The 24049-nt window shown below is 55.8% G+C and carries 16 protein-coding genes; 9 read left to right on the top strand and 7 right to left on the bottom strand.

Annotation, left to right across the window (positions count from 1 at the left end; translation table 11 throughout):
• The first annotated feature begins 185 nt into the window (after positions 1–185).
• Positions 186–1478: a tyrosine-protein kinase domain-containing protein gene (locus tag Q0C28_RS12885; RefSeq protein ID WP_293576427.1), complete on the top strand. Its 1293-nt coding sequence runs from the start codon at positions 186–188 to the stop codon at positions 1476–1478.
• Here Q0C28_RS12885 and Q0C28_RS12890 read toward each other — a convergent pair.
• The gene (locus Q0C28_RS12890; RefSeq protein ID WP_293576429.1) at positions 1466–2809 is read right to left on the bottom strand and encodes an O-antigen ligase; all 1344 of its coding nucleotides are present in this window, start codon (positions 2807–2809) and stop codon (positions 1466–1468) included. The two genes, Q0C28_RS12885 and Q0C28_RS12890, sit on opposite strands and share 13 nt — an antisense overlap.
• A gap of 115 nt (positions 2810–2924) precedes the next feature.
• Entirely contained in the window at positions 2925–4244 is a 1320-nt protein-coding gene (locus tag Q0C28_RS12895; RefSeq protein WP_293576431.1) for a glycosyltransferase family 2 protein, read from the bottom strand.
• A 168-nt stretch (positions 4245–4412) separates the two neighbouring features.
• Between Q0C28_RS12895 and Q0C28_RS12900 the strand changes: the two genes are divergently transcribed.
• On the top strand, positions 4413–5291 hold the full coding sequence (locus tag Q0C28_RS12900; protein WP_293576433.1) for a sulfotransferase domain-containing protein: 879 nt from the start codon (positions 4413–4415) through the stop codon (positions 5289–5291).
• 43 nt (positions 5292–5334) lie between these two features.
• Here Q0C28_RS12900 and Q0C28_RS12905 read toward each other — a convergent pair whose 3' ends face one another.
• The 3 genes from Q0C28_RS12905 to Q0C28_RS12915 all read right to left on the bottom strand — a co-directional run bounded on the left by Q0C28_RS12905 (position 5335) and on the right by Q0C28_RS12915 (position 9357).
• Positions 5335–6624 (bottom strand): family 16 glycosylhydrolase, encoded by a 1290-nt coding sequence (locus Q0C28_RS12905; RefSeq protein ID WP_293576434.1) that lies wholly within the window; start codon positions 6622–6624, stop codon positions 5335–5337.
• Between the two features lie 322 nt (positions 6625–6946).
• Positions 6947–8056 (bottom strand): ParB N-terminal domain-containing protein, encoded by a 1110-nt coding sequence (locus Q0C28_RS12910; protein ID WP_293576435.1) that lies wholly within the window; start codon positions 8054–8056, stop codon positions 6947–6949.
• Positions 8053–9357: an AAA family ATPase gene (locus tag Q0C28_RS12915; protein ID WP_293576436.1), complete on the bottom strand. Its 1305-nt coding sequence runs from the start codon at positions 9355–9357 to the stop codon at positions 8053–8055. The genes Q0C28_RS12910 and Q0C28_RS12915 overlap by 4 nt, the downstream gene beginning before the upstream one ends.
• 573 nt (positions 9358–9930) lie before the next feature.
• On the opposite strand from Q0C28_RS12915, the gene Q0C28_RS12920 reads away from it, so the two are divergent.
• The 5 genes from Q0C28_RS12920 to tviB all read left to right on the top strand — a co-directional run bounded on the left by Q0C28_RS12920 (position 9931) and on the right by tviB (position 15585).
• The gene (locus Q0C28_RS12920; protein ID WP_293576437.1) at positions 9931–10614 is read left to right on the top strand and encodes a hypothetical protein; all 684 of its coding nucleotides are present in this window, start codon (positions 9931–9933) and stop codon (positions 10612–10614) included.
• 102 nt (positions 10615–10716) lie between these two features.
• Positions 10717–11370, top strand: coding sequence for a TetR family transcriptional regulator (locus Q0C28_RS12925; RefSeq protein WP_293576438.1), 654 nt, complete (start codon positions 10717–10719; stop codon positions 11368–11370).
• Positions 11357–12544 carry a pyridoxal phosphate-dependent aminotransferase gene (locus tag Q0C28_RS12930; protein WP_293576440.1) on the top strand — a complete coding sequence of 396 codons (1188 nt, stop codon included), beginning with the start codon at positions 11357–11359 and terminating at the stop codon, positions 12542–12544. The genes Q0C28_RS12925 and Q0C28_RS12930 overlap by 14 nt, the downstream gene beginning before the upstream one ends.
• On the top strand, positions 12541–14190 hold the full coding sequence (locus Q0C28_RS12935) for a 5-guanidino-2-oxopentanoate decarboxylase (protein ID WP_293576442.1): 1650 nt from the start codon (positions 12541–12543) through the stop codon (positions 14188–14190). Before Q0C28_RS12930 ends, Q0C28_RS12935 begins: the two co-directional genes overlap by 4 nt.
• Positions 14191–14313: 123 nt before the next feature.
• Positions 14314–15585, top strand: a complete 1272-nt coding sequence (gene tviB / locus Q0C28_RS12940) for a Vi polysaccharide biosynthesis UDP-N-acetylglucosamine C-6 dehydrogenase TviB (RefSeq protein WP_293576444.1) — start codon at positions 14314–14316, stop codon at positions 15583–15585.
• A 24-nt stretch (positions 15586–15609) separates the two neighbouring features.
• Here the strand turns inward: tviB and Q0C28_RS12945 are convergent, their stop codons facing one another.
• Both Q0C28_RS12945 and Q0C28_RS12950 read right to left on the bottom strand, forming a co-directional pair.
• Entirely contained in the window at positions 15610–16518 is a 909-nt protein-coding gene (locus Q0C28_RS12945; RefSeq protein WP_293576446.1) for a MurR/RpiR family transcriptional regulator, read from the bottom strand.
• 99 nt (positions 16519–16617) lie between these two features.
• Positions 16618–20472, bottom strand: coding sequence for a PEP/pyruvate-binding domain-containing protein (locus Q0C28_RS12950; protein ID WP_293576468.1), 3855 nt, complete (start codon positions 20470–20472; stop codon positions 16618–16620).
• Between the two features lie 479 nt (positions 20473–20951).
• Between Q0C28_RS12950 and Q0C28_RS12955 the strand changes: the two genes are divergently transcribed.
• The gene (locus Q0C28_RS12955; RefSeq protein WP_293576469.1) at positions 20952–21737 is read left to right on the top strand and encodes a PhnD/SsuA/transferrin family substrate-binding protein; all 786 of its coding nucleotides are present in this window, start codon (positions 20952–20954) and stop codon (positions 21735–21737) included.
• 20 nt (positions 21738–21757) lie between these two features.
• On the top strand, positions 21758–24046 hold the full coding sequence (locus tag Q0C28_RS12960) for a response regulator (protein ID WP_293576448.1): 2289 nt from the start codon (positions 21758–21760) through the stop codon (positions 24044–24046).
• Positions 24047–24049: the final 3 nt, after the last annotated feature.

Raw genomic sequence — 24049 nt, forward strand, 5'->3', positions numbered from 1 at the left:
GCGAATACACGTCTTCGAACTTCATAAGTCGAACTTCCTGTAACACTTCTGTCCGCTTCATAACGCCTCCTTTCGGAGACATGATAAAACCGGACAGATCGCATGTTACCTACACCGGACATATCGCTTGTTAGCGACAGACCAGCCCGGCGCAACTTGTCAGCCTCGAAAACCGTCTTGTATCGTTGCGCAGCGCCCTGGTTGAACGACAGGAGGAGGTTCAGCAATACCGCGCCATCCAATCCGAATTGGCGACCCTACAGGAAGTCGCGGACCAACAGGATGCCGCCCGGAAATACGGCTATCTTGCCCTGCTGAGCACTGCCGTTGGTCATCAAGATGGATGGCGCGCGGTCCTGGCGCAGGCCGCACGGGACCTGCGCGATGCCGAACAAAAAGAACAAGCCATTCGTGGGTCGATGGCACAGCTGGAAATCACCATTGCCACCCAGAGCGATGTACTTACCGAAGTTGTGCAGGCCGAAAGAGATGCAGAAGCAAGCCGACTGCTTTTCGAGAACTTTCAGAACCGGCTGCGGGAAACATCATTGCAAGTGGGGCTGCAACGCGCTGACAGCCGGGTTATTTCCCGTGCCTTCCCGCCTGACCGCCCTGCCCTGCCGCACAAAAGCCGCATCTTGATAATCGCGGTCTTCTTTAGCGGAGTTATCGGCGCAGCAATCGTCATCGGATTGCATCTGGTGCGCACACGGCTCTATTCCGCTGATCAGATTGCCAACCTCACCCATGTGCCAGTTATTGCCGCATTGGACCAGTTCAGCCAGGACATCCGGCCAGAGGACGCCGCCGCGCTTGGCCCGCAGACCCGGGATGGCGAAGCCATGCGAAATCTGCGTACATCCCTGTTGATGACGCGTGGTGACAAGACTGCCCAGGTGATTGTATTCACATCAGCCGAAAGCGGTGATGGGAAATCGACGCTTTCGGCTGCCATTGCTCATAACATCGCGCAAATCGGCAAATCAGTGCTGCTGATTGATGGCGATATCCGCCGGCATTACCTGTCCAACCCGTTGGCAAACGGCAACCAGCATCCTGGCCTTGCAGAGGTCCTGCTCAATCAGGCCACGCTCGCCGATGCCATTCGTCCCGGAGCGCTTGGCCTCGTCGATGTACTGCCAGCGGGTCACTATGACGGCAGCGCCGCAGATCTTTTGGACCGCGGGGGCCTGCCCGAGGTGCTGGCTGAAATTCGGAACCATTGGGACGTGATTGTGATTGATACTCCGCCGATTTCTGTTGTTCCGGATGCGCGTATCATTGGAAAACAAGCTGATTTGCTGATCATGCTGGCGCAATGGAACACCACACGTCAGTCGGTCTTTGTTGATGCAATCCAGCAGTTGGAACAAGGCGGCCGCAGCCCGGATGGCATTGTCCTGACCAAGGTGAAATCCACCGGCAAACCTTTGTATGGGACGGCCAAACGGTCACACGACTACTATTATCGCGGTTGATGCGCATCCTTTGATCGCAGGCGCATTCTCCAGCTGCCGCCTTTGGTGGCTGGCACATCGCGCCACTTGCCAAGAGCACGTCCCGCGTAGATCCAGGCCATAACGATCAGCATGTGTCGGATCGAGTGTTCGTTGTAGATCACATTATCCGACAGAGCCGCGACAAGATTGATCAGAACGTAGAACAGGAAGTAACCGGCTGTCACAGTTCCATCGTTCAGGAACCACTGGAAGCATCGGATGACGATGTTTAACAGCAACCCAAAGAAAACAAGTGCGCCAACCAGCCCATTGCCCACTATCAACTCGATATAGCTGTTGTGAAACCAGAACAGACCCTGATCAACGTAAGCTTCGATATAGAGGCGGGCATAAGACGGCACGGACCAGAAAGCGCCAAACCCTAGACCCGCAAACGGTGCATCGGCAATCTCTTCGAGACCGAACTGCCAGATCACCGTTCGCCCCGTCAACGTGCTGTCTTTGCCTAGTTTTTCTAGCAATGCGCCAAAGGCGTCAAAGCCGCCCATCACCAAAAAGACGGGAACCGAGCCGAGCAACAGAAGAGAGAAAATCAGCGCCAAGCGGCGGGCTGTGCCGCCCCAACGCCGGATCATCAAAACGGGAACGTACACCGCCAGAATAGCAAAGGTCACATAGGCTCCAGCAGATTGCGCCATGGCCAAAACCGGGATCAACAGTGCAGCCCCGAGCAACCCAAAAACCGCAAGCCGCCAGTAAAACCCAAGACTGACCACACCGAGTGCGGCATTTACGATGGCTTTGGCCAGAGAGTTCTTATGAACATATATGCCTTTCAACGCACCGTTTGGGTGAAACGCGGAGGGCAGAAAAGTAACCATAGAATTGAGATAGGAAAGCGCCACACCGCCAATGGAGGTCAAGCTCACCACAATCATGGTCCGATGCGCAGGAATGGTCGTGGCAATTCGGATGGCTATCAACGTCGTCATCAACAATTGAAAACTACGATAGGCCGTGACGGGCGGGTTGACGCTCCACAATGTGGAGGCCAAGGCAACGAGGCTTGGCAGCAGGACCGGCCACGCCTGCCAGAAGATCCTTGCGGATTGGCGCCAATCGCGCAAAAACCAGATCACGGTCACCGCGTAGAGCGCCATCCATCCGATGGATTGAAATCCAAATCGGTAAATCACCCCTGTTCCAGACAACGCCGCAAGACATAGGAATCCAAGTTTTAATTGGGCCTGTGTCACCCAGATGCCGGTGGATCGACCATAGAAAGCGGCAGGCCGAGGCATTGGCTCTGCTGCGCCAGGATTTTCACCTTGTTCAAGGGTTGATGGCATGGGAATGCGCCTCAATTGTTCCGATCAACCTGCCAAAGCATGGTGCATGACGCCAGCCTTACTTGCGACGCGCATACCGTTCTGTTGCAGGAATTTCCAGTCTGCCAACCATCGCTTAACCCGCAACGACAGGGTGATCCGCAGTTTTCAGATCAGATGCCCTACCTGGCCGAGGCAAAGAACAGCTGAGCGAACCAATTTCATGGATGGCCACCGCCGCGGGCACACGCCAGGCGGCGGACAGGCCGGATGCGTCATCATAGGTCAGCGTCAGCGCGTCACAGGACGCAACAAAACACAGCTCAGCCCAAAGCGCAGAGCATCCGTGATCTTGGTCAAGACCTGGCACCTCAACGAAATCTCCTTTTTCGGGTCGGATACTCTGCGGGCCAACCAGATGGAGCAGGCGCTGGCGCGGCACCGCGTTTTGTTGTGGCCGTTTCAGACGCTGCACCAGCACATCTTTCGCCTGCAACAAAAGACGGGGCCGAAACATGATTGATGCAAGCGCACGACCAAATTGCCTAGCCTTGCAGGCTTCAACAAAACGCTCGAATTCAAACCGGCGCCGCAGGATCTGCCTTCGAACTCCGATTTGTTCCTTTATTTCAGCATCTTCCAAATCACCTAGCTGCTCTGACAATTGCTCCATCGCCGCAAGAGAGGCGGCAATTTGGTCACTGGAGGAGCGGTGCGACAGCGATCCCGGATGCCGCCGATAAAGATACAGCGCTTCGGGCAGAGTGAACAACGACACACCCTCCAAGAGCAGGCGCAGATAGAAATCTTGATCTTCGCCGATCGTCAGCGTTTCGTCATATCGGTGCTCTTGAAGCGCGGAGCGACGAATGAGGGGCTTTAGGTACCCAAGCTGACTTGCCCCTGCACCAGTAGGCACATGCAGCATGTCGATCACATCGATTCGTCGCGGCTGATCCGAGGAAGACGTGCCCAAAACGCTCTGCGGGCGGGGCAGCGGCTCCGTGGCGAAATGGATCATATCATCCGCAGCCGCATCCGCATTCAGGGCCTCAGCGGCCCGCAGGAGGCGCTTTAGCCGATCTGGGTGCATGACGTCGTCTGAATCAAAAATTGCCACCCAGGAGCCAGTGGCGCAGGCCAGTGCCCTATTTCGTGCCGCAGCGGGCCCGGTTGCGACAGGGTGGCTCAAAACCTTGAAGCGCGGGTCTTTCTGCGCCCAAGATTCTACGATCGCTACTGAACCGTCAGATGATCCATCATCAGAAACAATAACCTCAATATTGGTATGCGTTTGCACCGCCAGCGACCGCAGCGCTTGATCCAGAAAAGATGCACCTTGGTGGTTCGCAACAACAACGGAAATCAGCGGGTGGGCGCCGTCGCGCTGTGTCGATCGGCCGAAAGGGTCGCTCTTGGGTTGATCTCTCCCCTGCCCCGGTGCTGTTTCTGCCATTTGGGCCTGCCCCCATTTCCTTCAAACCAGATCTGAAACCACTTTTGGTGTGTTCATTCCGAGCGTAACCATAAACAAGGCCATACCATGTTGGTAAGCCTTCGGAATATGGTGGCTCATGCCAAGATCGTTGACCGCTGCCCAGCCTCGCTCTGCCGGAGAACTGAAATGAACATGGAAACCGTTGCTGGACCAACCTTGATCGGAATAGGCGCGCAGAAATGTGCGTCGACTTTCATTCATGCCACGATCGGCGCCCATCCAGACGCGGGCGTGGCCGAACCCAAAGAGGTCGACTTTTTCAGCGCGTATTTCGACCGAGGCTATAGTTGGTACAGGAACCATTTCGCATCGCTTACCGACAAAGTCGCGAGGTTCGAAGCCTCGCCCTCCTACTTCTATGACCCCCGGTGCCCGCAGCGCATTGCGGAATTTGATCCCACTATCAAGATCGTCTGTCTTCTGCGCGATCCGATTGCACGTGCCTACTCCAATCACATGCATGAGGTGATCAAGGGGCACATTCCCGTCTGCTCCTTTGCGGACGGGCTAAAGAACAACCCCGCCTATATCGAACAGGGGCTATATTCGCAGCACCTGCAGCGTTGGTTTGAGATCTTTGACAGATCTAACGTATTGGTTTTATTGGCTGAGGATATCAGCAGCGACCCAATTTCAGCTGCGCAAGCGGTCTACCGGTTTGCAGGCCTGGACGATAGTCATGTTTCACCCGTCCTGGCAGAGCGGCGCAATGAAAGCGACAGGGCCCGTGTGCCGCTTCTACGCACAATGCTCAGAGCCGGGGGTGATCAGCTGCGCAAAGCAGGGTTTGAGGACAGCTTGGCGAAAGTGAAACAGACGCGACCTGTCTCTGCTCTGTTGAAGGCAAACAGCCAAAGCATGCGCGATGTGGTGCCCAAGATGACAGATGAGGATGTCAAAGCATTGCAAGATATCTTTGCGGACGATCTGCGTCTCCTGCCCGCGCTACTGGGACGCGAGGAGCTGCCTTGGGACACTTGGGCTGCCGTGAACACTGGGGTGTAGTCTGATTGAATTGTATATTAGACACTAGTGTACAGTACCAACCTTAGAATACCAAAAGGTCGGCAGACCAAAGATCTGAAAGATGCAGCTGATCGTTCGGATCGTCAATCACAGCAAGCGTCTTCCATCCCCTGTCGGTTTCGAGCTGCAACACATCGCGTGTCCCATTGCCGCGCACGCCGTCGAGCCATCGCAAAGGCATATCTGCTTTTGCGGTCACATCGCTAAGCTGAAAATACGATAGATCCAGCCTGTCCCCGTGGGACAGGTTGAAATCACGAATACGGTCAGCTTTGTCGGACTGAATCACAAACACATCGCCAGCATCCCCGCCCCACAAATGGTCGAAACCGTGGCCTCCGATCAGCAGATCCTCCCCTGCCCCACCATGGAGTTTGTCACGACCGGCACCACCGTCGAGCCGATCTTGCCCCGCCCCACCGCGCAATACATCGCGTCCACGATTGCCCATCAGGTGGTCATCACCGGCCGCGCCATCCAACGCGTCGGCTCCGGCCAGCCCCATCAAAACGTCATTTTGATCCAACCCAACCAAATGATCTGCCTGCCCACCGCCTGACTGCTCTGCCGCGCCAACGCCAGGGACTGCCAAATGCGCAATCGTCGCTGTCAATGGCTGAGACAACTCATCAATCTGACCCGCCCAATCACTTTGTTCAGGCGAAGCCGCCCAAATATCCGTGAAACTTTTGACCGGGCCAGAGGACCAAACCTGCCGGGGCATATCAGATGCATCAAAGGCGCCAACAACCGCGCCATCGACGTGAAACAAGGCAGAACTGCCAGTCAATTCGATTTGGTATGTGTGAAACCCTTTGGATGCATCGAACCCAAGATCGATCTCTATTGGCCCTGCGGGGCCATCACCAAGACTGACGCGATTGCCGTGCTCATCCTCCATGTGAATGCTGAGCTGCACCTTGGTTGTATCTGCTCCGACAAATTCAAAATCGAACTCTAGCCAAGGATCGTTCTGATAGTCGGCCTGAAACAAAAACATGCCAAACACGGCGCCGGGTTGCATTTCAGGGGCCTGAACCGTCCACGACCAAATGCCCGTCTCGCTGGCTGTCTCTGACTGAATTTCAGCACCGAGATACGGTCGCACCGCGCCCTGGTGGTTTGCAGACAGTTGCAGGTCGATTTTGCCATCACTGCCAAGCCTGACATTGTGTTCCGACCATTCCGTCGCCCGCGATTGACCGGCCTTCCAACTGGATACCAACCAATCGTCAGCATCCCGCTGCGCGCCGATGGACCGCAAATCGACAATGGCAATGTCATCATCCCATGATGCAGTCTGTACCCTCATGCCAACACGACCTCCAAGAATGGACGCCGCATCAAGCTAGAAAGCAGGGCAGCTGGTTGTTGTATCGCGCAGGGGAATTGGGGCATTGAACAGATGGCTTCAAACTTTCAGCAGAGACGACAGGACGCGGAACACTCACAAATCCGGCGGTACGCGGTTTGGACGGTTGCGGGACAAATGCAGTTCGCGCCCGCAACCTGTCCCCGCAGGGACAAATAGGCAGTGCAGTCTGGTATCAGGCATCTGCCTTTCTTTTGCCACAAAAAAGAAAAGGCTGCTCAAAAGAGCAGCCTTAAAATTCGCGACAAATCAAATGTAGCGGTCAGCTCTGATCCAACGCCTCGAAGAAGGCAGCAATGGCACTCTCAAGCCTATACTGATCAATGTTCGAAAAATCGCGTTCCATGGCCATCTCGATGCGACCGTCCCGAGCCTGACAGCGCACTGTCCCCGCGGGGACGGTGCAGCGCAGCGTGGTCTTCGCCACACCCGTTTTGGTCGCCGCCCGTGACACGGAAGATGTAGCGCCTGCTGATTTCAGTGCCTCACGCAATACCGCCAGTTCCTCATCCGCGGTTGCAAAATCGCTGCTGCGCAAAACGGCGCGCAGCTGATCTATCAGGGCAGGGGAGTCCACCAGCTTTTTCTTCAGATCGAGCCCAAGTGCACGAGGGATCGCCTCCGGGTAGGTGAGATCCGCACCGATAAATTCTAGAAGCTCCGCAAAATGGCGCACATAGCTACGCTTTTGCCGCCCGGCTGAGGCGTAGAGTACCGCAACGGCATCTTCCACATTCGTGCAATCAGTTTCCGGATCTACCGCATAGGACACCGCCAATTGTGCCATCTCCGCAAAGGAGATATCCCGTCGCACAAGGTTTTCGTCGACCATGCGACGATAGAGCCCTTGTAGCGTCTCTCCGCGGGCCACCAGTCCGGCAGGGATGGCGGCAAAGGTCTCATCTCCGGTTTCAGCATAGAGCGCCTGATAGGCTGACAACCGCCGAAAGCCCTGCACCAGTTGATAGCCATCACCGTCTTCTTCGACCCGAATTGGGTTGGAGAGCCCCAACTCTTTGATCGATGCCTTCAACTCTTCAAGATCTGGGTCGCGGGTGACTGATCGGTCGCGGATCAGTTTACTGGTCGAAATCTTGTCGAGCAGGATGCGATCAACCACCAGGCCGAGCGCTTTGAGACGCACGAATTCATGCGCAAGCCGATCGTTTTCTGCACGGATGGTCTGTTCAATTTCGGCCCGGCTGCGCAGCGCATCTGCATTTTCCGTGATCGCTTTTGCCATCGGACCGCGGCGCCCGTCGGATTTGACCGATGGTTCCGCCGACGGCGTCGCTTCGGTCGGTGGGGTAGGGGCCACATCTGCCGTTGGCTCTGATGGAAAGTTGATATCAAACACTCGACGCTTGCTCATACCTCAGTCTCCAATTTCTCCCACGCCTGCAGCGCATTCGCTTTAAACTCAACATAGGCCTGATCAAACGATGCACGCGCGCGTCGCCATGTCTCTCGTGTCATATCCCGGTAGTCGATTTCGTAGATTGAACTGAGGAAGCGGCCCGATTGCTCCACCGCGCGTGTCATCTCAATCGGATGGTCTGTCATCCGCTCACCAAAGACTTTGAAGAACGCATCACGCATGGCCCGGTGCAGATCATTGCCTGCCTCATATCGTGTCAGCAAGAAGCGCACGTCCTGAAACACCTTGGGCAGCGTGAATGTCCCCGCGGGGACAACCCCGTTGAAAGCAGACAGATCTTCCAATGCTTCGGACAGCTGACCGATAAACGAGGTTGTTGAATCGTATTCCCAGTAGCCGGGCCCCGATGGGATGTACAACATATCAGCAGCAAAGACCGCATTCATGGACTGATAGCCAATGGCAGGCGGGCAGTCGAAAATGATCATGTCGTAATCTTCGGATGGCAGTTGATCGAGATAACGAGAGACCGCCGCGAAGAACGACCATTCAGGGTTCAGATGTCGATACTGTGCCGATGCGAATTCGACAAAAGCAGCGTTGGCGCAACTCGGCACAATGTCGATGGTTGGCCAGCTGGTTGGTTTGATAAAGTCACTGATGCGCAGGTCCTGCAGACCCATCCCTGTAATGGCCTCGGGCAGCTTTCGCTCGGGCAGGGCCGCACCAGACTCCGCGCCACGCAAGCCAGCATTCATCCGGTTGGTCTCACGGATCAGATCCCGCGCCATGATACCCCAGACAGTGTAATCCTCAGTCACATCACTCAAACCCATGGAATGAGACAATGTCGCTTGAGGGTCAAAATCGACGCAGAGGACGCGATAGCCATCAAGCGCTGCGGCATGCGCAAAGTGGAGTGCCACGGTTGATTTGCCTGCGCCGCCTTTGAAGTTCGAAATCGCAACGCGCAACGCCCGCTTGCCTGCGGGTCGTTCCGGCAGTAACGATTTGCGGTTCACCTTCAATCGCCGCCGCAGTTCGTTGATCTCTTCGAGCGAATACCACCGCTGCCGCCCATCGGCCTCCACGTGGCCCTGTGGCAAAGCCGGATCAGCCGCAAGCCGCCCGCGCAGTGTTGATTGATTGACCTTAAATATCAGCTCCGCCACTTCCCAGCTGGAGAACCGGCGCAGGGTCTTCTCCATCTTGGGAGAGAAAGTTTGTTGCCGGATCCAGCTCTGCATCTTGAGCGATTGGGCCTGCATCTGCGCCAAGTCGTTATGCGTGTACATCTCTGCTCCTCTTGGTCGCGTCCATTATAATGTCTGTTGCTTGTGCCTCTTTGGACGCTTTTTAGGCTGTGTTTTTCATTTACGCGGAATTTGCAAAAAACGCAAAACCAAATATTGTGGTAAAAAGCGTCTTGTCCCCGCGGGGACCAAGGCCCTCCAAATTACGCTTAAGTGCCACCTATAGTGTCTGAAACCGATTCGACCCGGAGGAGGGAAACCCTGCCAAGGATCGGTTAGATCCAAAAATTAGTCTCTAAAGTTGGGGGACATGTATTCGCAGCACACCATACAATTGGGGGACATTTTTTGATCATTGGGGGACGACCAGCGTGTCACCCAATACCATGAATACCGATTTTTGATTCAAAAATGGAATTACGACCGCCTTATCCAAACAGATCGGTTGACAGAATCGGAATGCAGGACGCAAATTGAAGGCAGAAAAAGAAAAGCGTTGAGTTTCTGATTTCTTCCTGTCAGGAACAAACAGAATAAAACCTTCACTAAGATCATGCGACGAACGCGTGGCGACAGAGGCAACCGTCTGAAACGGACGGAGACAAGAGAGCAGATATGCTTGTCAACAAACCGGTTGGGCGCAATGCGCCTGCATTGAAGTATGACATTCTCACAGCGGTGGGAACCTTTGCCCTATCATTGGACAAAGGCCAGCAGCGTCTTGTGCTTCGATTTATGACCCTGCTGACTGCGAGGTATAACTGGCAACGGAATGAACTCGCAGTTGGGCAACGTGAAATCGCCAACATGTGGTTTGTCGATGAACGAACCGTCAAACGTGAAATGGCGAAATTGCGTGGACTGGGATGGCTGGTTGTTAAACGCCAGGGCGCACGTGGCAGAGTGACAGAATATGGCGTCGATCTGGAGCGTATCCTTGAAGACACCCGAAATGTTTGGCCTGCCATTGGGCCCGACTTTGATCATCGTATGCAAGCCGGTGATCAGCCGCCAAAGAATGTCGTGCCGCTCATGTCCGGAACTGCAGCGCCCGCACCAGATGTTTCCGACGGCACAGAATGGAGTCTTACAAAAGCGATCCTTCATGCCGAGGACAACGCAACCTACACGGCATGGATACAGGCATTGAGCCGAGAGGGCAGAGCAAGCGGGCGTTTGACCCTTCGCGCCCCAAGCCGGTTTCATGCGAACTATGTTGTGTCACATCTTCAACAACGGCTGTTTTTGGCGTGTCAGGAAGTCGATCCCGACATCAACGCCATCAGCATTATATCCTAGGCGAAGCCAGCACGGTTAATCGCGGCTGAACGATTTTTGTTGCACGGCGCAAGCGATCTGTTTTTATACAGCCGTATAACAGCAGCCGTGGATCTGTGAAAAATGATAGATCGTAGGAAATTTACCCGTTCGCAGCCGGAAGAACGTAAGACCGCGCTGATCGAAGCAACCTTGCGTATCATCGCGGCGAAGGGGCTGTCCGCGGCAACTGTCCGAGACATCTCTGCCGAGGCAGGTGTCACGCAGGGACTGATCAGGCACTACTTCGATAGCAAGGATGACCTGATAAAAGCGGCCTACGAACATCATATGATTAGCATCAGCGATGCCGCTTTGCGCTGCGCCGATGATGATGAGCGATCTGCAGTTGCGCGGCTGATCCGGTTTCTATCGGCTTCGTTGGAGCCACCCGTAATGGATGCTATTGCAGTCGGCCTTTGGGCTGGGTTCCTCGACAAGGTCAGGCATGATGCGCACATGCACGCGATCCACAACCAAACCTACCACTACTTTCGCAATATCCTCGAGCAGATGATATCTGATGCTTACGCAGAAATCGGAGTTTCTGTGCCTGCGCGGCGTGTGCAGCAATTGGCGACCGCATCAAACGCGGTGATCGATGGTCTGTGGATGGAAGGCGGCGTGTTGCCGGAACTTTTTGAACCAGGTGAAATTTCACGGATCGGGATCGAATCTGTTGGTGCGATCCTGCAAATCAATCTGACACAGGAGGCTGCAGCGGATGCGACTGAGTGATGTGACAACGAGGCTGTCGTCTTTGGGCAGCGCCAAATGGGCCCTGCACCTCGAAGCCCGGGATCTTGTCGCAAAGGGCGCTGATATCGTTGAAATGACGATTGGCGAGCCGGATGTTCCCACACCACCGGAACTGATCGACGCAGGCTGCAGCGCTTTGCACGCAGGCAGAACGACCTATTCCAATGGCAGGGGTGAGAACAATCTGCGCGATGCACTTGCGGAACGCTATTCGGTGACATCCGGCCGTATCCTGAACAGAGACAACGTGCTTTGCTTTCCCGGTACGCAGACAGCTCTTTTTGCGGTTGTTATGGGGATGGTTCAAAGCGGCGATGAGGTGCTCGTCGGTGATCCGCTATATGCAACCTATGAAGGGATCATTCGGGCGACGGGCGCTGACATGGTGCCTGTGCCGTTGCGAGCAAGTCATGGGTTTCGGCTGCAAGCCGAGGATGTCGCGGCAAAAATCACCCCCAGGACCCGCGCGATTCTGTTGACCACCCCCCATAATCCAACCGGTTCGATCCTGACGGCCGAGGATCTGGATGCCCTTGGTGCGTTGGCGCAAAAACACGACCTTTGGATCATTTCTGACGAGGTCTATGAATATCTGGTCTTTGATAAATCAGCCTTCGTGTCGCCGCTGTCGCGCGCGGCGTTCGCTGATCGGGTTGTGGTGGTGTCATCGATCTCCAAGTCGCACGCCGCCCCGGGGTTCCGGAGCGGGTGGTGCATCGGGTCGGAGGCCTTCTGCTGTGGTGTTTTGCCTCTGTCGGAAACCATGTTGTTCGGCAACCAACCCTTCATCGCTGATATTACGGAGCATGCCGTCAAACACGGCTCGTCGGTTGCAGATGGTATGGCTGATCGATTTGCGCGCCGGGCCCGTCAGTTGGCTGAGTGTCTGCACAGCCGGACCTCGTTGCATGTGCATGAACCGGAAGCCGGTATGTTCGCGATGATCGATGTCTCGTCGCTGGGACTGTCAGGCGAGGAATATGCCTCTGATCTTTTGCACAATGGCGGGGTTGCCGTGATGCCTGGCAGTTCTTTTGGCGATGCCATGACAGATTGGGTCCGTGTGGCCCTGACGATTGATGATGATCGTTTTGCCCAAGCATTGGAACGGATCGTTGCACATGCCAACAAACAACAGGCGGTACACACATGAGCCAGGTTGACGATACTCAGGCACGCCCAACCATCGGCGAAGCCTTGGTCACGCATTTGTCTGCACGCGGTATCACTCATGTCTTCGGGATCCCGGGCGTACACACGATCGAACTGTACCGTGGGCTCGCCAATTCCGGGATCCGCCATATCACCCCGCGGCATGAACAGGGGGCGGGGTTCATGGCTGACGGATATGCCCGTGTCAACGGACAGCCCGCTGCTGTTTTTGTTATCACAGGGCCTGGTATCAGCAATACATTGACGCCCATGGCGCAGGCGCGGGCTGACTCTGTCCCCATGTTGACAGTTTCAGGTGCAAATGCGACCGGATCAATTGGCAAAGGTCTTGGCCATCTGCATGAACTCCCCAATCAACAAGCGCTTGTTGCCCAGGTTGCTTTGGTTGCGGAACATGTCGAAACGGCAGAAGGACTGGATGCGGCTGTGGACCGGGCGTTTGCGCCCTTGTCCGGCACGCAGCACATCAGGCCGGGCCCAACCCATATTCAGATCCCTTTGGACATCGCCGGTAAAGCCGCGACCGCGCCAAAGGAGCGGGATGCCGCGCCACAGCAGTCGGTTACAATTGCCGCCGCCGATAGTTTGGCAGATCTACGTCAGCGTCTCCGCCGGTGCGCGCGACCTGTGTTGCTGGTTGGCGGTGGCGCGAAGGCAGCGGCACCCCAGGTCCGCGCGTTGGCAGAACGCATGAATGCCCCGGTTGTTCAGACAGCCAATGCTCGCGGTCTTATGTTTGACCATCCGCTGTCGGTCCCGGCGAGCCCCTCGCTTGAGGCGGTGCGCAATCTGCTGAAAGAGGCTGACCTCGTCTTGGCCCTGGGCACTGAAATGGGACCGACGGACTACGACATGTATGCGCGTGGCCTGGATCTGGAGATCGCTGATCTTGCCCGCGTCGACATCTGTGAACAGCAGTTGCACCGCTATCCGGCGGATTTGGCGATACACGGGACAGTCATGGAGGTGTTGGACGCGCTTGCGGATCTGCGGCCCGAGGTCGGCCAGGTTTCTGAAGGGTGGGGCAGCGCAAAAGCCGCCGCAGTGCGAAGCGCGGCTTGGCAGGAGATTGGCGAAGACTATCAAAACCAAGTCAGCGTTCTGAACGCCCTGCGTTTGGCCGCGCCGCGGGCCATTATGGTCGGGGATTCTACTCAGCCGATCTATGCAGGCAATTTGTACTATGATCACGACAGGGTAGGGGGCTGGTTCAATGCCGCCACGGGTTACGGCGCCTTGGGTTTTGCGATCCCGGCTGCTGTTGGAGCTGCGATTGCTGCCCCCGGAACACGGGTGATCTGTATTGCCGGTGACGGTGGGGCTCAGTTTTCCATGCCCGAAATCATGACAGCGGTGGATGAAAACCTGCCAATCACTTTCGTGATTTGGAACAACCATGGCTACCAGGAAATTGCCCGCTCCATGGATGATGTTGGCGTGACCGTTCTGGGATGCGATCCAACGCCGCCCGATTTTGCCGCTGCGGCGCAGTCTTTTGGTATCCCGTTTCAATCGGTATCTTCGGACCCCGCAACTGTCAGCGATGCGATCAGGGCCTTTGGTAAGGAACAGGGGCCAAGCATGCTCGAGATCCGCAGCGAACAATATCAGCCGCATCACAGGTAACTTGTGATTGTTCGTTAGGGAGGATGGGAACCATTTGGGCCTTGGTCTGCTGCAGCCTGGTTGAAAATTGCCACCCAACCCCCTTATGAAAGGCACCTGCAGTCACAGATCGTAGAGGACCAGATGAACGCCAGAGAAAAGATATGTATCCTTGGTCTCGGCTATGTTGGTCTGCCGCTCGCAGTTGAATTTGGCAAAAACCGTCAAGTGATTGGCTTTGATGTAAACGCCGACCGAATTGCTGCGTTGCAATCTGGCCATGATGCGACCCGCGAAATTGAAGGGTCTGCCCTGAACGAAGCGACCGGGCTGACCCTAACGGATGATGTGAATGACATCGCGGAGTGTCAGATCTTCATCGTCACGGTTCCGACCCCAATTGATGCCAGCAGACGGCCGGATCTCGGACCATTGCGGGCGGCGTCGAGCACTGTTGGGCAGGTTCTGAAAACGGGTGATTTGGTGATCTACGAGTCGACGGTTTACCCCGGTGCGACCGAAGAGGACTGCGTTCCCATTCTCGAAGAGCAGTCGGGTTTGAAGCTGAATGTCGACTTTACGGTCGGCTACAGCCCAGAGCGTATCAACCCTGGAGACAAGACACGGCGTTTGCCAGATATCGTCAAAGTGACGTCTGGCTCTACGGATGCGGCAGCGGAAAAGGTGGATGCGCTCTACCGAGAGATCATCACAGCAGGCACACACAAAGCGGCGAGCATTCGTGTCGCCGAAGCTGCAAAAGTCATCGAAAACAGTCAGCGCGATATCAATATTGCGCTGGTTAATGAGCTTGCCAAAATCTTCAATCGCATGGGGATCGATACCCAGGCGGTACTGGAGGCCGCAGCCACGAAATGGAATTTCCTGAATTTCCGTCCAGGCCTTGTTGGTGGTCACTGTATTGGTGTTGATCCCTATTACCTGACCCACAAAGCCGAACAGCTCGGCTATCATCCCGAGATCCTATTGGCAGGGCGACGGTTGAACGATGGTATGGGCAACTATGTGGCGGGTGAAATGGTGAAGGCCATGCTGCGGCGCAAACTGTCTGTGTCAGATGGCCGGGTGTTGGTTTTGGGTTTGGCCTTCAAGGAAAACTGCCCCGATCTGCGCAACACCCGCGTGATCGATGTGGTCAGAGGTTTGGAAGACTTCGGTCTGACAGTCGACGTTTGCGACCCTCATGTCGATCCGGCAGAGGCACAACGGGACTATGGCATCACGCTTGTCGATCGTCCCGACACCGACGCCTATGATGGGGTTGTCATTGCCGTTGCCCACAACGAGTTCGCAGCACTTGGGGCAGAGCAAATTCGGACGTTTGGTCGGGCGGGTGCCGTATTGTATGATCTGAAATATGTCTTGGCGCCCGATCAGTCAGATTTGCGCCTGTAGCGCGCACTCACATCAGCCGAGGTCTTATTTCGCCAGTCTGGGCAGCTTTCCCCCGCGCCAATAGGCACCGGTGTCCTCCCGCAGAGCTTCGTAGGTGCGGATCCTTTCTTGGGCAGCCTCACCCCCGGCGTCTACCAGGCTGGTCAACAGGCAGTCCAATACAGCCATCGCCCCGCCATAGGCCCCGAATGGATGCAATGCATTGTCGGCGACCTGCAGCAAATGATCCGGCTGAAGGCCGGGTGTGATGACATCATTGTCGGTGATCAATACGAGCTTTGCTCCGCGATTTTGGGCAAAATGCAACGCTTGTAACGTCTCCGCAGAGTAGGGCGCGAAGGTCATCGCCACCAGGCAGTCCTCGGGTCCGATGTCCATCAATTCGTCAACGGCTGTGCCCATGTGTCGTGGGACAAGATCCAACTTTGGCAACGCCATGCGGCCGACATAGTGGAAATAATAGGCCAACGCGTAGCTCGCCCGCGTTGCCGTGACATAACAGGCCGCCGCAGATGTTAGCGTTTTGGTGATGTCGTCTATGCGCTCGGGCGTCATCAGCCGCAGGGAACGCGCAATGATGTTGACCTCGTTGCGTGCAATGCGCCCGTGCCTGGCGGTGTCGTCCGACTGTTCCAAACGGTCCAGCCATTCCAGGCCAAGTCCACCCTCCCGTTCAGTCGTCAGTGAAGCCCTGAATGGACCGCGCAGGCCTTCAAACCCGTCAAACCCCAAATGGGTCGCCAGCCGAACGAGCGAATTGGTGCTGACACCTGCTTTTTGCGCCGACACCCGGATCGGATCGAGGCCGAAGTCGGCCGGATTGTCGATGATGTATTTGGCAGCCTCGGCGAGGGCAGGGGGGAAGTCATCCAAATCAGCTTTCAACTGATCCAGTAGCCGTGTGGTTCGTTTGGAGTCCGGGTGATGTTCCATGGCTCGATTTTTCACACAAATCTGTGAAAATCCGCAAGACAGAACATGGGGTGGTCCCCCCAGCGTTGCAGCCGGGGGGATGCCTGTTTGTATGACGCGTTATGCGGAAACCGCCTGCAGGTCTTGGTCCGTTTGCGGCGTGATCGTGCCGTCATCAGATACGGTCACTGTTTCACCGTGGCTGAGTTGGCCGAGCCCCTTGCAGGCCACCAACATCAGAACGTCTTTCTCTCGCGCAACGATCGCCATGTGGCTGAGCCAGCCGCCAACTTCGCTAATGACAGCGCCAGAGCGTTGCACATATGGCAACCAGGCCGGGTTGATCATGCGACAGGCCAGAATATCCCCATCTTGGAACCCGTCGAAGACGTCGGGCCCAATGGCGGTTTCATCCTCGACCCAGAACAGCCGCGCGGTTGTGGATCCGCTGCCAGCCACACATGTGCCACCCATCGCGGCGTCTGCGTTGTCTGGCGCCGCACCCAATGATAACAGCTCGCATTCCCGCAAGGTCAAAGACACCGAGCTGGGCGCTGATGCTTTTCGCAGGTCTTCCGTCTGCTTTTGTGCGGCTGCCTTGTCGTGGAGGGACGCCAAGGTGCTTTCATTGATGGCAAGAACGTCATCCATGGTTAGGTGGAATATCAGATCCTTCAACCCGGTTGTTTCGCCAAAGGCCAGCAGCGCGCGGCGCAGTTCCGCGAGGACACGCAGTGCTTCGTGTTTGGCCTGTTCTTTGAGATCCTGATAGGCAATTGCAACGTCGATGGTTTCCCGCAGGTCTTCCGGCAGGTTGGCTGGTGTCGCTGTGCCGCCATTGATCGGCTCCACAGATCCTTCCAATAGGGATTCCAAAAGGGCAGGGGCTTCGTGATACCTTGGTGTGCTTAGCTCATAGTCAAAAATAGAACGATGCCCCATGAGAGCCAGCGCCTGCTGGGTGTCCCCAGCACAGGACGATAGCAGGCTCGACGGTGCGTTTGGCAATTCCGCATGCATCAAATGGGATTTGATCGCCGGATCACCGGCTGCTGCCGCACTGGCTTCGCCCATGGTAAAACCAGCCACAATGTTGATTTTTTCTGCCTCGACATAGATGCCGGTCACAAACATATCGCGCAGGGTCTGGATGGCCTCCAACTGTTTGGTCTGGGGCAAGGCCGCGTAATCCACCGCTTGCCAAAATGCCAGTTGATCCTGCAGATCCGGCAAGACCTCTTGTTGGAACTGGGCGATCATGGGGCGGGCCTGTTTGCGCAGTTGTTTTGCCTTTGTCGCAGTCAGCTTCAACGTCATCTGTTCTTTCAGTTGAACATCGACGTAGGTCTTTCCAAACAGGTTGACCAAATGACCTGGGCGACCCTCTGGCAGATTATAGGGAACCGACAGGGCCCGACAGGCCAGGTCGACGCTGCCGCCGGGTGCCCAGAGGCTGCCCATCAACGAAAAGGACAGGGGTGTTGGACGTGGCAGGACTTCGGACATTTCGTCCTGTTCCAGAACCACTTGGTTAGGGGCTGCATCCTGAAACTTGGTAAGAACCTCCCGCCATTCGGCCAGGCGCGTGCGTTCGGTGTCCGAGCCGAGCGACAATGTGGTGATGTCCCGGCTTTGGACGATCTGGAAACGGCCCTGGGCATAAGCCCATTCCACATCTTGGGGGCCGCCAAAGATCTCTTCGATCCGGGCGCCAAGCGCCAGTAGCGGTTTAAGATCGAGCAGACTGTCACAAACGTCATCTACAAGCAGGCCGGAGAACCGGCCAAATCGCACTGATGTTGGTGTAACCCGGCCAGAAACCAGATCTTCGCCAACGCCTTCAACCCATTCGATCATGCTCATGCCGGGCGCCATGGGATCTTGGGTGAAAAGAACACCCGCATATTCCGCCTGCACCATTTCCTGGACGACGATGTTGCCCTGATCAGCGCTGTCCGCCCCTCCCGCATAGCTTGCTGCGCGGTCAGAGGAAAAACTGGCAACCACCTCGTCCAAGGCCGCGCGCATTGTCTCAGCCGTTACATGCAGAACAGACTCAAACACACCTGCGTAGCTTTGATCCGCGCCATCTTCGTTTGACGCCGATGATCGAACCGCGACCTCTGCGCTATCAGCCAGCTGAAAGACCTTTGCCGCAAATGCATCTTTTTCCGCGTTGGACATGGCACTGTAGTCGGCGATCGCAGTGGACTGCACAATGACGCCCCCTGGTACGGGCAGACCGGCCGCTTTCATGATCGAGAGGCGCAAAGCCTTGTTGCCGGCGGCCTCCAATTGCTCGCTATACCCCATAGGGATCACGCCACGCGGCAGTTTGCGCAGTTCGGCATCGTGTCGTTGTGTACGGTACCAGTTCGGTATGCGAAGATGCAGGCCTGTGACATAGGCGCGTTGCAGCAGAAGAAGTGACAGCGAAAAGCAGAGATAGGCATTGGCCGCCGCCGATAGGCTGAAGACCATTGCAAATAGCATAGGCACCCCCAGACCCATCCACAGCTTTTTCTGTCGCGGTGTCTTCGCAACAGCCCAGAGCAGATAAACAGCTGCCAAGACACAGAAGAGAACGGGCAGCACGAACAGGGGATCCGCAGCGCCGAGAACGTTCATCCAGAGAAACGGTGTCTGCAAAGACGCGCTGGCCTCTTGCGCGGCTGATACCCCAAGCATCATGACAGGCAGGAACAACAACGCCGTCAGATTTTTCAAAGGCGTAAGCCCCTTGTCCGCGTAAAAGGCCTGAACAGCGCGCGCTTTGCGCACCGGATCATCCGCAAGCCGTTCTTTCAACGCCTTCATTTCATCAGCAGTTTCTGCGGTGATGATCTGGTCTCGTTCCGATTTCAAAGCGACCGGCAGGATCATAATGCGCGTGATCACAGACAGGGCCAAAAGCCCCCACAGGATATGCGCCTGCGCATGGGTCCACAGCAGCGCCGTTGCCAAGACGGAAATCGCCTTGTTCCACAGTCCGCTTTGTTGATCGGCCAGCCAGGCCTGCACATGTGGTTTGGGCGGAGGCGCCACAAAATACTCCCAAGGCAGGGTATAGCGACCACGGAAATCAATGCCTTGCTGCGACAACTCCAGCCCGAGCACCTGACCCATGAAGCAGCTTCTGCGATCGTAGCAGGCAGCGATCGTCGGCTTGTTGGGATCAAGATCAGCAATGCGCGCCATCAGGTCGCTTGTTGTCATCTTCCGGATCGGAATGTTGACCGCGCCGGGCAGGTGGCCTGAAGCGAAATCACCGGGATAGCGCGTATCAACGATTTGCAGATCTTCTTTATTCAGCAAGGCGGTGAAATCAGCGGTGCTCAGCAGCACGTCGCGGCCGGGATAGTCTGGGATTGCTCTGAGATCTGACAGCGTCTTTACGTCCTTGTCAGAAAAGTCGCGGCCCTCGACGATCCACTTTTCGATACCGCCAGCGATGAAGCTGCAATCGATCCCAAGCTTCGCCAACTCTGCGCATGTTTCGGAGCTGCGGTTGCCATTGTGACAAAACAAGACGACTTTCTGCCCGGGTTTGACCGGACGGGTTTCGAGAAAGTCCGGGAAGCGGATATGCGTCGATCCGGGCAAAGTCCCCATCGCGTTTTCACCCGTCTCGCGGATGTCAAAGAACACCGTTTCGCCGTCTGTCAGTGCCAGTGCAGCCTCTTCGGTTGTCATCGCCTGGGGATGATCGGACTGGTTGGCGTAGCTGGTTTCCTTCAAGGAGGCGTCTTTGATTTTTGTGCCATCAAACTGCGCAGGGCGCACCAAGGTCGATTGCAGCCGGGCCTGCTCAGCTACGTTTTGGCTGCTGTATTGCCAGTAGTTCAGCATGGCGAGACTGATACTGACCAACACCAATACCGACAGCAGCTTGACCGGATAGCGCCGGGCGGTTTGACCCGATTTTGGTTTCAGGCCGAGTTTTGCGGCAATGATCGCGCCGAAGCCAGAGGCCATGGCAATGCCGACGGCAAACACCTGAGACAAGGAAGAGACGGAGCCGATGACCAACTCCGGCGATGGAATAGCCCAGGCACCGGAGGGCAGTAAAGCCAGGGGCAATGTGCCGAGGAGGGTGCGCCAGCGGCGGGCGGGTCGGAAAGAAGTGTGTATCAGTTTCACAGAAAGTCCTGTCGGGCTTAACCCGATCTTCAAAATTTTTAGCGATTTTTAAGAAAAACGTTCAATTCGTTACTGAAACGTTAATTTCTATAGCGGCTCGACCCTGTAGTCGTAAAATTTTTTGTACTATTGAGTACCAGTTAACCGGATTTTCTCAGTACTCTGTGCAAATTGGGGCACGAGACAATGACACTCAGATGGTGAACCCAGCAAGGAGGTCCCAGGCGATGCAGACCCAAATAGACAGATTGATATCAGCCGTTTCCAACTGGTCGGCGGCTTTGTTTGTTGCTGCATTCATTGTTTTGCCCGGCATGGCTGCTGCTGAAATCACGCTTACGTTCGGCACTTATGCGGCAGACAAACCCACTGATACGGTCAAGAAATACAGGCCTTTTCTGACATTTCTCTCCAACCGGTTGAGCGATGAGTTGGGGGAGCAGGTCACGGTGCGCATGTCCATTGCGAAAGAATACGAACAAGGCATCGAACAGCTGGCCGCTGGTGACGTCGATTTTGCCCGATTTGGACCGGCCTCTTATGTTCACGTGATGAAAAAGAACCCCGGGGTGCAGATCGTCGCGATGGAGTCGAAGAAGGGTGAGAAGCGATTTAAAGGTGTCTTTGTTGTGCACCAAAACAGCACGATCACGGAATTGTCAGACCTTGCGGGTCTGAGTTTTGCCTTTGGCGACGAACTGTCGACCATCGGCCGCTATCTCGCGCAGAGCCATCTGCTTGATGCGGGAATCACCAGCGATGACCTGCATGCATTCGAATATCTGGGACGCCATGACCTGGTCGGCGAAGCCGTTGGCGCAGGCCGCTTCACGGCGGGTGCTCTCAAAGAAAGCACCTACAAGAAACTGGTCGCAAAAGGCGTGCCCATCCGGGTGCTGGCGAGTTTTGACAACGTAACCAAACCCTGGTTGGCGGCATCAGATCTGCCTGCACCGGTCGTTGCGGCAATGCGCAGGGTGATGCTGTCTTCTGAAAACGAGGAGATCGTGCGCCGCGTGTCGAAGAACGGTTTCCTGGAAGGAACAGACGCCGACTATGACCTGATCCGGAATGCAATGGAGCAAAGCGAGGCGTTTTAAGACGACTCGAGACAAGCCATATGAAACGCACCGGCATCCTCTTCCAAATCGTCTTGTCCTTGTCATTGGCTGCTTTTCTGGTGGCTGTGGCAATTGCAGAGCTTGCGCGCCGGTATGAGACGCGCAATCTGCAGGCACAGCTGAAAGAACAAGCTGAACTGACGATTTCCCTGCTCAGCGGGTTGATGTTGGAATCTATCATCGTCGAGGATGTGCCTGTTCTGGAAACCGGACTGACCGAAGCGATCGCGCGCAATCCAAAACTGCTGCACATCGAAATTCGCGGTATGGATGGCAACCCGATTGCCGCCGCAGGATCGGCGCGGGATGTGTCGGCGGACGACTTCGTGACCTATGATCGCCCCATCGTCCTTGATGGGTTTGATTTCGGTCAGATGGTCGTGACCTGGTCCACCCGTGAAGGGCAGGCTTTGGTGCGTGACAAAGTGCGCCAAACCATCATGTGGACCGTTGTTGCCGTTGCGGTCCTGTCTCTTTTGGTTTTGCTGTTGATCCATCAACTGGCCTTGCGACCGTTGAACATGATCCATCAACGCATGTCCGATGCGATCACTGGCTTCACCAGTCGTCGGGATCGGCTGCCCTGGTTTGCGTCTCGCGAATTCCGCGCGCTCAACTTCTCTGTCAGCGTCCTAGAAGACACCTTTGGCGAACGCGATGAGCGGGAGTTCGCATTGGAGGAAGCCCGCAAATCGGCGGATATCGCCAATCAGGCAAAGTCTGAGTTCCTCGCCAATATGAGCCACGAAATCCGCACGCCGATGAATGGTGTGATCGGCATGGCAGAGCTGATCCTGGAAACGGATCTGGACGAAGATCAGACCATGTATGCGGAGACGATCTCCAAGTCGGGTTCCGCATTGCTGACGATCATCAACGACATTCTGAACTTCTCCAAAATCGAAGCCGGTAAGATGGAGTTGGATCGCTCGCCATTCAATCTCCAGACCGCGATTGAAGACGTGGTGACACTGCTTTCTCCCAAAGCAGCGGAAAAGAACGTCGAAGTCACCATGCGCTATGATCCCGAATTGCCAGAGAGCTTTGAAGGGGATGTGGGTCGGATCCGTCAAATCCTGACCAATATTGCGGGCAACGCGGTCAAGTTCACCAATGATGGATATGTGTATATCGAAGTCTCTGGCCACACTGCTGGTGGTTACAGCGATTTGCGCATCTCAGTCACTGACACGGGCGCTGGCATTCCCCAGGATCGTCTGGAGGGGATTTTCAACGCCTTCGAACAGGTCGATGGCGCGGCGACCCGCAACTACGAAGGTACCGGGCTTGGTCTTGCGATCTCCACACGTTTGTTGGCCCTGATGGGGGGGCGGGTGTCTGTCACCTCTGAACTCGGCAAAGGATCAGTGTTTGTTATCGACCTGCCGCTCAAGGCCTGCGCCATGCAAAAGGAAACACGTCAAAACGCGGTGACCTTCGATGGGTTGCGGGCCCTGGTGGTTGATGATCTCGAACTCAATCGCATCATCCTGAACGAGCGGCTTGGCACCTGGGGTATTCAAACCACTGTTGCAGGGTCCGCTCCGGAGGCGTTGGAGTTATTGGAGGCGCGCAAATCCGGTACCGACAAATTCGACATCATCCTGCAGGATTTCCAGATGCCCGATATGGATGGTCGACAACTCGCAGAATCTATTCGGTCCATGCCAGAATACAAACGCTTGCCGATTGTTATCTTGTCTTCGGTGGAAAACACGATTGATCAGGCGACGCGGGAGCGTCTGGGTAACTGCGAAATTGCACTCAAACCGGTACGGGCGTCACAGCTGCGGACCGTTTTGTCGCGCATGCTGGCCACTAACGCTCCGTCCAAACCATCCGCGCCTCAGGTCTCCAGGTCGGCGCCTTCCGCAACCTCTGTGGCGCCTAGTGTCAAACTTCTGTTGGCAGAAGACAACAAAACCAACCAGCTCGTCGTCACCCGCATGCTGAAGGCCGCCCCGATCGAGGTTATCGTAGCCACCAATGGGGTCGAAGCGGTTGATGAATACAAAGCACATCGTCCCGATATCGTGTTGATGGACATGATGATGCCGCTGAAGGACGGGATCGAGGCCACTTTCGACATTCGTGCCTTTGAAGAGGAGGCAGGCTGGTCCCGGTGTCCAGTGGTTGCGCTGACCGCCAATGCGCTGCAATCGCATCGTGACCAATGCCTTAGCGCGGGTATGGACGATTTCCTGAGTAAGCCGATTAACAAACAGGCACTGCTTGATGCGGTGTCCAAATGGGTCGATCATGACCAGATGAAGATGACAGGCACCTAGGTT

Origin of the sequence: Phaeobacter sp., from assembly GCF_022825805.1 — a bacterium.
In the GTDB taxonomy this organism is placed as follows: Bacteria; Pseudomonadota; Alphaproteobacteria; order Rhodobacterales; family Rhodobacteraceae; genus Phaeobacter.

Bases quoted from the DNA above. Each gene is read 5' to 3' on its own strand.
- Q0C28_RS12910 (WP_293576435.1), bottom strand. From the start codon at position 8,056: ATGAGCAAGCGTCGAGTGTTTGATATCAACTTTCCATCAGAGCCAACG.
- Q0C28_RS12900 (WP_293576433.1), top strand. From the start codon at position 4,413: ATGAACATGGAAACCGTTGCTGGACCAACCTTGATCGGAATAGGCGCG.
- Q0C28_RS12950 (WP_293576468.1), bottom strand. From the start codon at position 20,472: ATGGCCTCTGGCTTCGGCGCGATCATTGCCGCAAAACTCGGCCTGAAA.
- Q0C28_RS12945 (WP_293576446.1), bottom strand. From the start codon at position 16,518: ATGGAACATCACCCGGACTCCAAACGAACCACACGGCTACTGGATCAG.
- Q0C28_RS12935 (WP_293576442.1), top strand. From the start codon at position 12,541: ATGAGCCAGGTTGACGATACTCAGGCACGCCCAACCATCGGCGAAGCC.
- Q0C28_RS12905 (WP_293576434.1), bottom strand. From the start codon at position 6,624: ATGAGGGTACAGACTGCATCATGGGATGATGACATTGCCATTGTCGAT.
- Q0C28_RS12925 (WP_293576438.1), top strand. From the start codon at position 10,717: ATGATAGATCGTAGGAAATTTACCCGTTCGCAGCCGGAAGAACGTAAG.
- Q0C28_RS12895 (WP_293576431.1), bottom strand. From the start codon at position 4,244: ATGGCAGAAACAGCACCGGGGCAGGGGAGAGATCAACCCAAGAGCGAC.
- Q0C28_RS12955 (WP_293576469.1), top strand. From the start codon at position 20,952: ATGGCTGCTGCTGAAATCACGCTTACGTTCGGCACTTATGCGGCAGAC.
- Q0C28_RS12960 (WP_293576448.1), top strand. From the start codon at position 21,758: ATGAAACGCACCGGCATCCTCTTCCAAATCGTCTTGTCCTTGTCATTG.
- Q0C28_RS12930 (WP_293576440.1), top strand. From the start codon at position 11,357: ATGCGACTGAGTGATGTGACAACGAGGCTGTCGTCTTTGGGCAGCGCC.
- Q0C28_RS12890 (WP_293576429.1), bottom strand. From the start codon at position 2,809: ATGCCATCAACCCTTGAACAAGGTGAAAATCCTGGCGCAGCAGAGCCA.
- tviB (WP_293576444.1), top strand. From the start codon at position 14,314: ATGAACGCCAGAGAAAAGATATGTATCCTTGGTCTCGGCTATGTTGGT.
- Q0C28_RS12920 (WP_293576437.1), top strand. From the start codon at position 9,931: ATGCTTGTCAACAAACCGGTTGGGCGCAATGCGCCTGCATTGAAGTAT.
- Q0C28_RS12915 (WP_293576436.1), bottom strand. From the start codon at position 9,357: ATGTACACGCATAACGACTTGGCGCAGATGCAGGCCCAATCGCTCAAG.